The organism is Rhodococcus jostii NBRC 16295 (assembly GCF_001894825.1).
GTDB lineage: Bacteria > Actinomycetota > Actinomycetes > Mycobacteriales > Mycobacteriaceae > Rhodococcus_F > Rhodococcus_F jostii.
Genome location: NZ_BCWY01000157.1, coordinates 1 through 12,771, shown reverse-complemented (window position 1 = coordinate 12,771; position 12,771 = coordinate 1). Strand labels below are relative to the sequence as shown.

Here is a 12,771-nt window from a genome sequence, read left to right as displayed (position 1 = left end):
GCGACCTCGAACTCGGCCTCACCCCACCCACGACCACCGGAGAAGACCAGTGACCGACTACGACACCATCCTCCTCGACCGCAAGGGCCGAGTCGGGATCATCACCCTCAACCGCCCGAAAGCGCTGAATGCGTTGAACACCCAGCTTCTGCGCGAACTCGTCTCCGCCATCGAAGAGCTCGACACCGACAGCGACATCGGGGCCATCCTCGTCACCGGCTCCGACCGCGCGTTCGCCGCCGGCGCCGACATCAAGGAAATGCAAACCAAGTCGTACATGGACGTCTACCTGGACGACTTCTTTTCCATCGGCGACCGCATCGCCGCCGCGCGCAAACCCATCATCGCCGCAGTTGCGGGATACGCGCTCGGCGGCGGGTGCGAGCTGGCGATGATGTGCGACATCCTCCTCGCCGCCGACACCGCCAAGTTCGGTCAGCCCGAGATCAAGCTCGGCGTCATCCCCGGCATCGGCGGCTCGCAGCGCCTTACCCGCGCCATCGGCAAGGCGAAGGCGATGGAACTGTGCCTGACCGGCCGCACCATGGACGCCGAGGAGGCCGAGCGGGCCGGACTCGTGTCCCGGATCGTCCCCGCCGCCGACCTGTTCGACGAAGCGCTGCAGACGGCCACCACCGTCGCCGAGATGTCACTGCCCGTCGCGATGATGGCGAAGGAAGCGGTGAACCGCTCCTTCGAGACCACGCTCACCGAGGGCATCCGGTTCGAACGGCGAGTGTTCCACTCCACCTTCGCCACCGAGGACCAGAAGGAAGGCATGGCCGCGTTCGTCGAGAAGCGCAGACCCGTCTTCACACATCGCTAGGCCCCACAGGCGACGATCATCCCGCACTGGGCTCCGGTGCGGGATGGGTCGACGTGGTGCGGGGCACTGTGGATACGGTGTCGGTCACGACTGGCTGGGCAACCGGGACTTCTACGGCCTCGCCTTCGTCACAAAAGTGCCCGTCAACACGCTTGCGGACGTCAGCGGGACTCTTTCCGGCGGGTGCCTGGCGACCGAATTCGTCTGGGCACAGCACCACGGCGCCCTGCTCCGGTTGGTGATGTACGAGGCCCTGGCCCCCGGCGGCACCGCCGTGGTGGTCGGCCAGGTGGCCGAGGGGAGGAAGATCACCATCGACCCGTTCGTCATGTCCGACCGCGAAAAGACATTGACCGGAAGCAACTACGGATCGTGCCGGCCCCCCGCCAACTTCCCGAAGATCGTCGACCTCTACATGAACGATCGACTGCCGCTCGACTCCCTGATCGAGCGCACCATCGGCATCGACGAGATCAACAAGGCATTCGACGCCATGATCCGCGGCGAAGCCGCCCGCAGCATCATCATCCACGAGCACTGACCAGAAACGTCAGCGGCCGATGGTGACCGTCACGTTGCCGACCTTGTGGCCCTGGTCCACGTATCGGTGTGCATCGACGATCCGATCCATTGGGAAATTGCGGTCGACGACGATGCGGAGCCCGTCGGACTCGACCAGATCCTTCACGAAGGCAAGAGCGCCCTTCTTCTCGACGGACATCCCCGGCCGAACGGTTCTTCCGCCGCGCAGCGCGGTCCACCCACCGAGCGGCCAGTTGATCAGGCCGGTTGTGGGGACGTAACAGCCGTGCGGCGTGAGCGCCCGTCGGCATCGTGCGAACGAGCTCGCGGTGATCGTGTCGAAGATGACGTCGTAGGTGTCGTGGTGGGAGCTGAAGTCTTCCTCGTGGTAGTCGACGACGTGGTCGGCGCCCAGGTCGGTGACCAACTCCGCGTTACGAGCGCTGCACACCGCGGTGACTTCGGCGCCGAAATGTTTGGCCAGTTGCACCGCGTAGGTTCCGATGCTGCCGGAGGCGCCGTTGACCAACACGTGCTGGCCGCGACGGACGTGTGCCCTGTCGCGAAGGAAGTACAGCGCAGTCGACGGGCCGTCGACCGCGGCGGCCGCCGCCTCGAAGCTGATGCCGACGGGCTTCTGCTCGAGCGATGCGGACTCCGGCAAGCAGACGTATTCCGCGCACGCACCGAGATGGAATCCGGCGAATCCGAAAACCTGGTCGCCCGGCGCGAACCGGTGCACGTCCGCGCCGGTCGCTTCGATCACTCCGGCAAATTCGAGGCCCGGAGTCCGCCGATTCCTGCGCGGCCGACTGACCCCGAGGATGAGGCGACCCCAGCGGGGGCGCCCCCTGCGCATGAGGGTCTCGGCCCTGGTCACGGTCGTCGCGTGCACACGCACAAGCACCTCACCCGGCCGCGGTGTGGGTCGGTCGACCTCATGAATGCCGAGGACATCCGGTGGTCCGAACTCGGCATACATGACTGCTTTCACCGGTAATTCTCCTCACCGAGAACCTGCTCGAGCGCCTCCGCTCTGCCGGTCTCGGTGTGCGAGTACCGAGTGTGATCGGCGTGTAGGCGACGGATTCGAACAGCGCTGCCAGTACAGCGTAAGCGTCGGCGTGATCGCTGGAGTGGAACTGCATCTTGCGACCTCCACCAGCCACTGGACTCGGGCTCAATTCTCGAGTGTCGAGTGATTGAACGTGCAATCGGGCGCGGAGAAGATCGGAGCATCGGCGGTCATTCCATCAGTCCGGGGAGGACACCGGCACCTAGCGGATGTCGGAGATCCGGACGTCGTCGGTGTCGAGATCACGCAGCACGTCCTGACGCACCCGGTCGAGATAGTCGATGTGTGTCGCGAACGCTGCCCGGGCCTGGTCCGGGTCGCCGCCGGCAATGGCCTGGTACATCGCTTCGTGCTGTTCCATCACCGTGCGCCGGTCGAGTCGATCGACGAAGACACGGTTGGTGACCGGCCGGATCAGGTGCACGGAGGTCATAGCCAACTCCAAGATCGGGTTGTGCGCGGCCCGGGTGATCGCGGTGTGGAATTCGAGATCCAGGTCGAGCCAATCCTCGATGCCCATCTCGAAGTCGTGCGCCGCGAGAACTGGCCCGTGGATGGCGTCGAGGTCGGTGTCGGTGTGCCGCTCGGCGGCCATCGCGACACTGAACTCCTCGAGTACCCGCCGTGCTTCGTCGACATCGTGCACGGTGACGTCCCCCGCCCGGAACCACAACCGAATGGCGTCGCCGAGCACTTCCGCGATCTCGTCCGAGTCCGGCACCGCGACATAGGTACCACCGCCGACACCCCCACGCGAGGAGGTGAGCAGCCCCGTCGCACTGAGGAGTTTGAGGGCTTCGCGCGCGGTGTTGCGCGAGACGTCGAAGGTCTCCGCCAGATCCATTTCGGTGGGCAGCCGCTCCCCCGGACCCCACACGCCGTCCGCGATCGCCGACCGCAACTGCTTGGCGATTTGCCCCGACGCATCCTTGCGCGTCAACGCCTGAGGTGTAAACGCCCGGTCCATGGTGAAACACCCTTCCCATTGCTCGATCGTGTGTCGTCCGTTACTGTAGCGCCAACATCCAATGTCCAACATTGGATGATGAATTCCCGCCACGTCCCCGGAATGCCGCCGAACTCCCCTCACGGCCGCACACCGGACTGATGAAAGTGATCAGCCATGAGCCTCGACTGGGACATCCAGGAAGCCACCATCGACCGCGTCCACCAGGCATACCGCGACAGAACTGCCACCGTCCGCGACGTCGTCCAGGCCTACCTCGACCGAATCGCGACCCTCGATGCGGCCGGACCGCATCTGAACTCGGTCATCACCGTCTCCACCACCGCACTCGACGAGGCGGATGCCCTGGACCGCGCCTTCGCATCGACCGGAGAGCTGTCCGGGCCGCTGCACGGGGTTACCGTCCTGGTCAAGGACCAGGCCACCACCGCCGGGCTCCGAACCACGTTCGGCAACGAGAACGCCGCCCACTACGTCCCCGAGCAGGACGCGACCGCGATCAGCAAGCTCAAGGCCGCAGGGGCGATCATTCTCGGCAAGACCACCATGCCCGACTTCGCCACCTCCTGGTTCTCCACCTCGTCGATCTCCGGGGTCACCAAGAACCCCTACGACCTGACCCGCGACCCGGGCGGCTCGAGCAGCGGCACCGGGACCGCCATCGCAGCCAACCTCGCCCTCGTCGGCATCGGCGAGGACACCGGCGGGTCCATCCGCCTGCCCGCCTCGTTCTGCAATCTGGTCGGCTTCCGCGCCACACCGGGGATGATCAGCCGCACCGGCATGTCCCCGCTGGTCGTGCCCCAGGACACCGCCGGCCCCATGACCCGCACCGTCACCGATGCCGCCAAACTCCTCGACGTCCTCGTCGGCTACGACCCCACCGACGACTACACGACAGTCGCCCGCCACCGCCGCCATGCCCCCTCCTTCGAGGACAGCATCAAAGATGCAACCACGGAAGGAAAACGAATCGGTTTGCTGCGCAGCGCCTTCGGCGATCCCGCCGACCCGGACGGCGCTGAGGTCAACACTGTCATCGACGCTGCCCTGACCCAACTCGCCATCGCGGGCGCCGAACTCGTCGACGTCGAGATCCCCGACCTCGACCACTACGTCTCGTTCACCTCGCTGTACTTCACCCGCTCACGCAACGACATGAATGCCTACTTCGCCGAACACCCCGAGATCGGAATCGCCAGCGTCGACGAAGTCCGTCGCACCGGAACCTACGACCGGCATCTCGACCTGTTCGAAGGCATCACCGACGGACCCGAGGACCCCCGCACCGACTCCCAGTACCTCGACCGCGTACTCGCCCGCGAAGAATTCGCGCGCATCGTCACCGCACTGTTCGTCGAACGCGCCCTCGACGCCGTCGTGTTCCCCGACGTCCGCCTACCCGCCCCCACCCACGACGACGTCCTCGGCGGACGGTGGACCTGCCTGACCTACCCGACCAACACCGTCATCGCCTCCCAACTGCACTTCCCCGCGGTCTCGATACCGGCCGGGTTCACCACAAACGGACTCCCCGTCGGCCTCGAGATCATGTCCACCCGCTTCGAAGAAACCACGCTGCTCCAGCTCGCCCGCGGCATCGAACAGGTCCTCGACGCCCGCCGAGCCCCCACCCTCCCCATCCCCGCATCGTCGGAGGCCGACGCGCGATGACCATCACCCTCAACGCCGACATGGGCGAAGCCCTCGGCATCCACTCCTTCGGCAACGACCCCGCCCTACTGACCTACGTCGACACCATCAACCTCGCCTGCGGAATGCACTCCGGGGACCCCACCACCATGGCCCGCACCGTCGCCGCCGCCCTCGACGCCGACGTCACCATCGGCGCACACCCCGGGTTGCCCGATATCGTCGGGTTCGGCCGCCGCGAAATGAAATTGAACCCGGACGAGGTCCGAGACCTCATCCGCTACCAAGTCGGGGCGCTGACCGGGTTCCTCGACGCCGTCGGAGCACCCCTTCATCACATCAAGCCGCACGGCGCACTCTACGGAATGCTCGCCCGCAACGAAGATCTCATGGAATCAGCCTGCGATGTCGCCGACCAATACGGCGTCCCGATCTTCGGGCTCCCGAACACCGCGCATCAACGTGTGGCTGCACGGCGAGGGGTCGGTTTCGTCTCCGAATTCTACGTCGACCTCGACTACGACGACGACGGAACCGTCATCGTCACCCGCGCCGCCGCACACCGCGACCTCGACGAGATCGAAGCGAAAACACGCCGAGCCATCACCGAGGGAACCACCACCACGATCCACGGCACCGACATCGATGTCACCGTCGAATCCGTCTGTGTCCACTCCGATCTCCCCAACGCACCACGCGTTGCCGAACGCGTACGCGAAACAATCCGAGGACAGCAACGAGTGGGTTGACGGCCGGTACGCCACCGTTGCGCCGCGCCCTCGCAGCAACGCGGTGGCCGAGGGAATGCACTGCGGGAGGCACGTGCGAACCGCGTTTGGTCAAGGGTGATGGAGAGCGGCGAGAGTGGGCTCCCGGGCCGGTCGACCGCACTACATTTGTCACCGCACGAGCCCGCACCACCGAACAAGCGTCGGTAACACGTCTGGGATACACGGGGTCGCGGTCCGCCGACACCACAAAGCGGACCGGTCGCTACCACGGTGGCAGCGATGAAGCCGTCGACCAACAACGACGAGCCTCGCGTCGTTGGCAGCATCCAGTTCAGTCAAACATGTTGTAATACCAATCCATTGGTCCCTTCGATGCCGCCGTGACAATGGCGACGATGTCCACGACCAGCGGCGATCCCCCACGTTCACGACCGGAGGACGCGTGGGCTCGCCGGCACGGACCAAGGGACATCGTTGACATAAAATAGTGATGTAGAACATACTCTCCGGGCGATGCGGGCAGGTGTTCGCATATCGAACGCCGGGAGTGGGAGGAGCGCTCCCAGCTCGTGTGATCGTCAGCAATTCCTGCCGACCATGGAAAGGCGATCAGAAGAATGACTGTGCCGTACATTTCTCGGGGCAGTGATCCGCCGTCCATGCCGATCCTCTTGCACAGCGGAGACGTCGAGGAGGCGACCGCGGGCGTCGGGCAGGTATTCCATCCTCACGAGCTCACGCGCGTTGCGGCGGTGTCCCGGTTCGAAGCAGACTTGAAGGCTGTAGTGACCGGACCTCTGGTAGCGGGCCAGGTCCGCTACAACAGCAACAGCGATCTGTTTTGCCCCTCCATCGAGGGTTACCACGTGAACATCCCGTTGTCGGGCCGACTTCTGTCCGAGTCGAACGGTGAACGGACCGTTGTCGAAGAGAACAACGCGGTGGTGTATCAGACCGGCTCCGACGCCCGGATCCTGACGCCGACGAACAGCCGGCTGAACATGTTCGCGATGAAACTGGATCGCTCGGCGGTGCACACCGTGCTGCAAGATCTGCTCGGCCGACCAGTCTCGGACCCGATCCGGATCCACGGTGGCCTGGATCTGACCGGAATTGATGGAAGCGCCTGGCGCACACTTGTTCTGAACACATACCAAAGCCAGATCGCCGGGTCGATGCTGGCGAATCCGCTGCTTGCCGCACCGTTGACGTATTCGATCGTCGTCGGACTGTTGTCCCTGACCGATCATCAGTATGCGGAAGATCTGGCGACACCGGCAGTGTTGACCGCACCGGCCACCATCCGTCACGCCATCGAATTCATCAACTCTCACGCCGCGTTGCCGCTGACACCGTCCGACATTGCTCGTGAGGTCGGGTTGAGCGTGCGGGCACTCCAGCGCGGATTCCGCGAGTTCATGGATGCAACTCCGATGGAGTATCTGCGCGGCGTTCGGATGAGAATGGCTCACGAGGACCTGGTCGGTGCGCAACACGACGCCGAGACGGTCGCAGGTATTGCGGCCCGGTGGGGGTTCTTTCACTACGGGCGGTTCTCTCGGGATTACAGGCAAATGTACGGAGTCAGCCCTTCTCAGACCTTGCGGTATGGCTGAGGACGCGGCGCCTTCGGCCCTCCTCGGGTTCCGCCTCTCGCGATCGTGCTGCAGACGGACGGCATCGAGTTTGGCGCTGGGAGGATAGAGCCGTGCGCTCTCGGGATAGAGGAGCCCGGCCGGGTTACCTAGAGTCGTTGGTAAGGGCAGCGGGAGACCGGCCCGACCAGCATCCGCCGAGCGGCGCTGACCGACCGATCACCTCCACGCCTCACCTCACCTCACCAAAGTGGCAAGAGATGATCGACATGAAGAAAACAACCACCGCATCTTCGAGTCCTCGAGCTCGCGTGGTCCTCGGCGAACGCGAGGCGCGAACACCCTTTCGGGCTCACCCCCCTCTGACGCTCGATATTCAATTGACCGTTGGGGCCGACCTGAGCAGGCTCGTTGCCTGCCGCGACCCAGCAACGGGCGCGGAGCAGGTGGTGTTGATGCTCGGAGAGACATTCGGCGCGCACGACGTTCCGGTACAGATTGTCGACGAGGAAGCGCTGCTCATCGTGGGTAGCCGGTGCGCTCACACTCCTCTGCTGTTGATCGGCGACTCCTCAGTTGCACTCACGGGAAACCTTGCGCCGCGGCAGTATGAGGTCAGCCGCCAGCTTCGTGAAGGCGGACCCATCCGCGCTTTGCTCGCGCTTTCCGGTGCTCAATCTCTGGTAATCGACTGGATCCCGGCAGCGACCGCGGCGTGAGCTGACGAGTCCGACGGAGCCTGACGTTTCGGCTACCGCACGGGCAGGACGCACTCGCGGCGGCTTCGTTGACGAGCTGACCGCAAGTGATCTCCCACCCTGACTGTCCGTTGCCCTCGAGGGCGGTGCTGCGCGGGGTGCTGCCCTGCGTCGATCTGCACTGATGGTCACCCAGTGGGAAAAGCATGCCACCGGCACGTCATCAGATCCGGCGAGAACCGGTGTCGCTGCGTGGATAGTCCGCGCCGCTGCGGGGATAGATATGGCGCAGGCAACTTCGTAGCGTAGTTGGTGAGGCCCAACACATCCGGAATCGGTGCGTGGCCCCCACGTCCTTGAACGGAAAGTCGCTCAATTTAGCGGATTCTCCCGCTTCCCAAGCCATGGAGGCTGTTATGTCCACCGTCGCATCCGATTCGACGTCAGTTCTGCATCTGATCGTGGATGAGGTCCGCAGCGAATGTGACGACGTACTCACCCTGAGTTTGATAGACAGCACGGGAGAGGACCTGCCTGTATGGGAAGAAGGCGCTCACATAGATATTCACCTACCCGGCGACCTCATCAGACAGTATTCGTTGCACAGCGACCCCGGTGATCGTTCCCGCTACGAGGTCGCGATTCTGCGGGATCCGAACAGCCGGGGTGGATCGCAGTACATCCACGAGGAGGTCACCAAGGGTACAACGCTCACCACATCGCTTCCGCGGAACAATTTTTCGCTCAAACCTGCCGACGAGTATCTATTCATCGCCGGTGGTATCGGAATCACGCCGATACTTCCGATGATGCGGGCCGCTGCCGCTCGGGAGCGCCCGCATCGGCTGATCTATGCCGGCCGCACACGCACGAAGATGGCCTTCGTCGAGCAGCTCGGCGATCAGGACAATGTCCAGTTCTGCGTGTCCGACGAGGAAACCCGCATGAACGTCGACGACCTTCTCGGATCGCAACTCGATCCGGGGGTGCACATCTACAGCTGCGGACCCGAACGGCTTCTCGACGCACTCGCCGCCCGCTGCGCCGAGCTCGGCCTGTCGAAACAACTGCATGCCGAACGTTTCTCAGGCACCGCCGTCGAACTCGACCCCAACGCCGAGGTGGCCTTCGAAGTCGAACTGTCGAGGTCGGGCAAGACCCTGACCGTCGCGCCCGACCAGACCATCCTCGACGCTGTTCTCGCCTGTGGCATCAAGGCGTCGAACAGTTGCGCCGAAGGTGTCTGCGGATCCTGCGAGACAACGGTCCTCGAAGGCGAGGTCGATCATCGCGATCAGATCCTCGACGAGGACGAGAAGTCCGAAAACGACGTGATGATGATCTGCTGCTCACGCGCCCATTCAGCAAGGCTCGTACTCGATCTCTGACGAGGCACGACCGCCTCTCCCGTTCCTCTGGCGCGTCGCCGCCCGGCGTGCCTATACACCGCCCATTCATAGGAGAACCGACATGACTGAAACCACCTCTGCGCCGCATGGTTCGGCAACGCCCCCCGGCAAATGCCCGGTGAGCCAGTTTGCGGCGGATTTCAATCCGTTCGACGAGGAATACCTGCAGGACCCGTACGCCGTGTTCACCCGCGCGCGCAGCGAAGAACCGGTCTTCTACAGCCCCGAGATCGGATACTGGGTGGTGAGCCGCTACGAGGATGTCGTCTCCATCTTCAAAGACACCGAGTCGTACAGTGCCACCGCCGCAGGCGAGTTGATCAAGCCGCCCTGCCCGGCCGCGATGGAGAAGCTCGCCGCCGTCGACTTCGTACCCTCGACAATGCTGGTCGACGAGGACGCGCCGTTGCACACCAAGCGGCGCCGGGTGCTACGCAAGGGTGTCACCGATGACCGGATCGCCGAGATCGAGCCGACGACCCGCCGCTTCGTTCGTGACTGCCTTGACGCGATGGTCGAGACCGGCGACGGCGACATGGTCGCGGACATGACATTCCAGGTACCGGCCCTGACGGCATTCGTGTTGATGGGGGTACCGGAGGCCGAGATCGAACGCGCTCGCGGCTACGCGTCCCGCTTCGCGCTGTGGATCTGGGGGCGTCCGAGCGATGAGCAGCAGGTGGAGTTGGCAGGCGAATTCGCCGCTTACCTCGAGTACGCTCGCGAACACGTCGAGCGGTTGATCGAGAATCCCGGCAACGACTATATGAGCAATGCGATCAAGGCATGGCAGAAGGCCGGCAACGACGACATCTGGGACAAGACCTACCTTGCCTCGATCATGCAGAGCCACCTGTACGCCTCTCACGAGACCACTACGAACGCGGCCGCGAACGGTTTCAAGGTGTTGCTCGAGAATCGTGAGCAGTGGGAGCTACTCTGCAACAATCCCTCGCTCATTCCGAACGCGGTCGAGGAGATCCTGCGTTACGCGTCCTCGGTGCCGGCCTGGCGGCGAGTGACCACGCGCCCGGTGACGATCGGTGGCTTCGACATCGCCGCCGGTGAACGCATCCTCCTGCTCACGGGGTCGGCCAACCACGACGACGCCGTGTTCGACGATGGCGACCGCTTCGATATCACCCGTGAGAACGCCGACGAGCATGTGGCTTTTGGATGGGGTACCCACCTCTGTCTGGGGCAAGCGCTGGCCCGGATGGAGATGCGAGTGATGCTCGAGGAGACCACCAAGCGGCTCCCGCACCTGAATCTGGTGAAGGGGCAGGAGTGGACGTACTCGCCGAACACGTCCTTCCGGGGCCCCGAGCGTGTCCTTGTCCGGTGGGATCCCACCCAGAACCCGCTTCCCGACGATCGACCGTGACCGAACAGCACCGCAAATACTGGCCCGCGGACCGCCCCGACCTCGTCCGTGGGGTCGTCGTCGCGGCGGCGGGTGCGTCGCCGTCGTCCGCCACGCGCGGCACGACCCTGTCCAACCATGACCACTCTCTTGATCAAAGGAACCTGATGTACACCCTGATGGTGCTCTACGGCCAACCCACCAACCCTCACGCCTTCCGCACGTACTACCAGGACACCCACCTTCCCCTCGCACGGAAGCTTCCCGGTGTCCGAGCAATCCGCTACACGGTCGATGTTGCCGCGGCTGAAGGCGCCGCCCCGTACGGCGCGATCTTCGAGGCGGACTTCGATTCAGCAGAGGCCATGTCCGCAGCGCTGACATCACCCGAAGGCGCCGCCGCCCAAGCCGACGTCCCCAATTTCGCCACCGGGGAAGTATGGATACTTCACTTCGAACCCACCGCGACCTGACGGTCGGTCACAATCCCACGCGGGGTTCTTCGACAGCTGGAGCCATCCAGCGAAGACAGCGTTTCGAATATTGTTCATTCTATTTGTTGCGAGGGTGATCAGCCTCGCCTTCAACCTGGAGCCATGTGGTGCCTGCGGTCACATCCGTCATGGTCGGACGCATGAAGAGTGTCGGCGCCGAGGCCGATGAAGCCGACACCACGAACGCAGGCATTTCACTGCGCACGGCCAACGCTCGGGGCCGAAATGTACGAAGACCTCTTCGGCCATGAGCTTGAATGGCAACGGCAATCCAGATGTCGCGGGATGGGGACCGACCTGTTCTTTCCACAAGATGGAGAGTCCTTGCGCCAGCGATCCGGAAGGGAACGCGCCGCTAAACAACTCTGCGCTACCTGTCCTGTCGCGGAGAGATGCCGTGCCTACGCAGTGAGTACCTCCGAGCCACACGGAATTTGGGACGGTTTATCCACCCACGAGCGTCGGGCATCAATTCCGCACACGTATCAGCGAGGCGCCCACCCTCCACGGCCCTCGCGTGAAACAGACGACAGTGCTATCGGTCATGGCGCCGCGCCGCAACGTGACGCCACGGAGTAGGAGGTCGCGGGATACACCGACAATCCCTGCTAGCAGGCACAGGCTGGTCCGCGGCGACGCTGGGACACTTTGGCGGACCATACCCGCACTGTCCAGTCTGGTGAAATCGAGCGCACGACAAGGCGAAACAGTGGCGCGCGGTGGCCACCCGCCACGACAAACTCGCCCTCACCTACTGCTCCGGATTCCTGCTCGCCGGAATCATCTTGTCGCTCACACTATTAGGAGACATGACCTAGGTGAGCTCGTTACCATTCCGCCGATTGATGACCTCTGCGTCGGCGGGTCCGTGGAGCTTCTCGTACGCGGCCTTTTCGGCATCGTGGCGGGACGCCTTCTTCGGGTTCTCCAGATCGGGCGGCAATCCGTGCCTCTCGAGGCGTCGAGATCGGTTCTGCGCCATGTATGACACTGCGTAGAACACAGCGAGGAGCACGCCGAGCAGGACCATCGAGGCTCGTAGCCCGACCGGTCCCGGGAATAGGAAGAACGCGGCGAAGACCGGAACGAACGGAACCATGCTGCGAACGAGGTGCCGGGGAACCGCCCAGTCACCGACCAGGTCGTTGCGGACCCAGTCCTGCATGGAGTCGGGAAGTGTGCGGCCTACCGCATAGCCCAGCCACTGCAGGGGTCCGGGCCGGGTTCGTTGCGTCTTTCGCGACATGGGAACTGCCTGTTCACGTTGTACTGAAGTCGAATTCGACATTGTTGCCCTCATTGATCCAGCGCGCCCGCTCTGAGCGCAGCCTGATTGACGCGGGTGAGAACGTCGTGAAGTTCTTCGAGTTCGGCCAGGCTGACACCGAGCCTCTCGATCACCGCGGGCGGAATCTTCTCGGCCTCCGCGCGCAGCGCC

Annotated in this window: 13 protein-coding genes and 1 pseudogene; 10 read left to right on the top strand and 4 right to left on the bottom strand. The window is 64.0% G+C overall.

Going from position 1 to position 12,771, the window contains the following annotated elements; translation table 11 throughout:
- The first annotated feature begins 49 nt into the window (after positions 1-49).
- Positions 50-826, top strand: coding sequence for an enoyl-CoA hydratase (locus RJ1_RS43370; protein WP_073370586.1), 777 nt, complete (start codon positions 50-52; stop codon positions 824-826).
- Between the two features lie 43 nt (positions 827-869).
- Positions 870-1,367, top strand: a complete 498-nt coding sequence (locus tag RJ1_RS48570; protein ID WP_073370583.1) for an MDR/zinc-dependent alcohol dehydrogenase-like family protein — start codon at positions 870-872, stop codon at positions 1,365-1,367.
- A 9-nt stretch (positions 1,368-1,376) separates the two neighbouring features.
- On the opposite strand, the gene RJ1_RS43360 is transcribed toward RJ1_RS48570, so the two are convergent.
- Together RJ1_RS43360 and RJ1_RS43355 are read right to left on the bottom strand one after the other, a co-directional pair.
- On the bottom strand, positions 1,377-2,342 hold the full coding sequence (locus RJ1_RS43360; RefSeq protein ID WP_073370580.1) for an NAD(P)-dependent alcohol dehydrogenase: 966 nt from the start codon (positions 2,340-2,342) through the stop codon (positions 1,377-1,379).
- A gap of 283 nt (positions 2,343-2,625) precedes the next feature.
- On the bottom strand, positions 2,626-3,390 hold the full coding sequence (locus RJ1_RS43355; protein WP_073370577.1) for a FadR/GntR family transcriptional regulator: 765 nt from the start codon (positions 3,388-3,390) through the stop codon (positions 2,626-2,628).
- 156 nt (positions 3,391-3,546) lie between these two features.
- On the opposite strand from RJ1_RS43355, the gene RJ1_RS43350 reads away from it, so the two are divergent.
- The 8 genes from RJ1_RS43350 to RJ1_RS43315 all read left to right on the top strand — a co-directional run bounded on the left by RJ1_RS43350 (position 3,547) and on the right by RJ1_RS43315 (position 11,912).
- Entirely contained in the window at positions 3,547-5,064 is a 1,518-nt protein-coding gene (locus tag RJ1_RS43350; protein ID WP_073370574.1) for an amidase, read from the top strand.
- A complete protein-coding gene (pxpA, locus tag RJ1_RS43345; protein WP_073370572.1) occupies positions 5,061-5,792 on the top strand; it encodes a 5-oxoprolinase subunit PxpA in 732 nt (243 codons plus the stop codon). The genes RJ1_RS43350 and pxpA overlap by 4 nt, the downstream gene beginning before the upstream one ends.
- A gap of 641 nt (positions 5,793-6,433) precedes the next feature.
- The gene (locus tag RJ1_RS43340) at positions 6,434-7,390 is read left to right on the top strand and encodes an AraC family transcriptional regulator (RefSeq protein ID WP_240319674.1); all 957 of its coding nucleotides are present in this window, start codon (positions 6,434-6,436) and stop codon (positions 7,388-7,390) included.
- Positions 7,391-7,629: 239 nt separating this feature from the next.
- A complete protein-coding gene (locus tag RJ1_RS43335; RefSeq protein ID WP_143048853.1) occupies positions 7,630-8,088 on the top strand; it encodes a hypothetical protein in 459 nt (152 codons plus the stop codon).
- A 320-nt stretch (positions 8,089-8,408) separates the two neighbouring features.
- Complete coding sequence (locus RJ1_RS43330; protein ID WP_240319675.1) at positions 8,409-9,455, top strand: PDR/VanB family oxidoreductase; 1,047 nt, start codon at positions 8,409-8,411, stop codon at positions 9,453-9,455.
- 82 nt (positions 9,456-9,537) lie between these two features.
- Complete coding sequence (locus RJ1_RS43325) at positions 9,538-10,860, top strand: cytochrome P450 (RefSeq protein WP_073370559.1); 1,323 nt, start codon at positions 9,538-9,540, stop codon at positions 10,858-10,860.
- Positions 10,857-11,312: an EthD family reductase gene (locus RJ1_RS43320; protein ID WP_338049557.1), complete on the top strand. Its 456-nt coding sequence runs from the start codon at positions 10,857-10,859 to the stop codon at positions 11,310-11,312. The genes RJ1_RS43325 and RJ1_RS43320 overlap by 4 nt, the downstream gene beginning before the upstream one ends.
- Before the next feature lie 186 nt (positions 11,313-11,498).
- On the top strand, positions 11,499-11,912 hold the full coding sequence (locus tag RJ1_RS43315; RefSeq protein ID WP_369691071.1) for a WhiB family transcriptional regulator: 414 nt from the start codon (positions 11,499-11,501) through the stop codon (positions 11,910-11,912).
- 235 nt (positions 11,913-12,147) lie between these two features.
- On the opposite strand, the gene RJ1_RS43310 is transcribed toward RJ1_RS43315, so the two are convergent.
- Positions 12,148-12,579: a DUF5313 family protein gene (locus RJ1_RS43310; protein ID WP_073370556.1), complete on the bottom strand. Its 432-nt coding sequence runs from the start codon at positions 12,577-12,579 to the stop codon at positions 12,148-12,150.
- A gap of 50 nt (positions 12,580-12,629) precedes the next feature.
- Positions 12,630-12,771: pseudogene (locus RJ1_RS43305) on the bottom strand (MarR family transcriptional regulator); the annotation flags it as partial.

Excerpts from the sequence above, each read along its gene's own strand:
- RJ1_RS48570 (WP_073370583.1), top strand. The coding sequence starts at position 870 with ATGGGTCGACGTGGTGCGGGGCACTGTGGATACGGTGTCGGTCACGAC.
- RJ1_RS43355 (WP_073370577.1), bottom strand. The coding sequence starts at position 3,390 with ATGGACCGGGCGTTTACACCTCAGGCGTTGACGCGCAAGGATGCGTCG.
- RJ1_RS43350 (WP_073370574.1), top strand. The coding sequence starts at position 3,547 with ATGAGCCTCGACTGGGACATCCAGGAAGCCACCATCGACCGCGTCCAC.
- pxpA (WP_073370572.1), top strand. The coding sequence starts at position 5,061 with ATGACCATCACCCTCAACGCCGACATGGGCGAAGCCCTCGGCATCCAC.
- RJ1_RS43340 (WP_240319674.1), top strand. The coding sequence starts at position 6,434 with ATGCCGATCCTCTTGCACAGCGGAGACGTCGAGGAGGCGACCGCGGGC.
- RJ1_RS43335 (WP_143048853.1), top strand. The coding sequence starts at position 7,630 with ATGATCGACATGAAGAAAACAACCACCGCATCTTCGAGTCCTCGAGCT.
- RJ1_RS43325 (WP_073370559.1), top strand. The coding sequence starts at position 9,538 with ATGACTGAAACCACCTCTGCGCCGCATGGTTCGGCAACGCCCCCCGGC.
- RJ1_RS43315 (WP_369691071.1), top strand. The coding sequence starts at position 11,499 with ATGAAGCCGACACCACGAACGCAGGCATTTCACTGCGCACGGCCAACG.
- RJ1_RS43310 (WP_073370556.1), bottom strand. The coding sequence starts at position 12,579 with ATGTCGCGAAAGACGCAACGAACCCGGCCCGGACCCCTGCAGTGGCTG.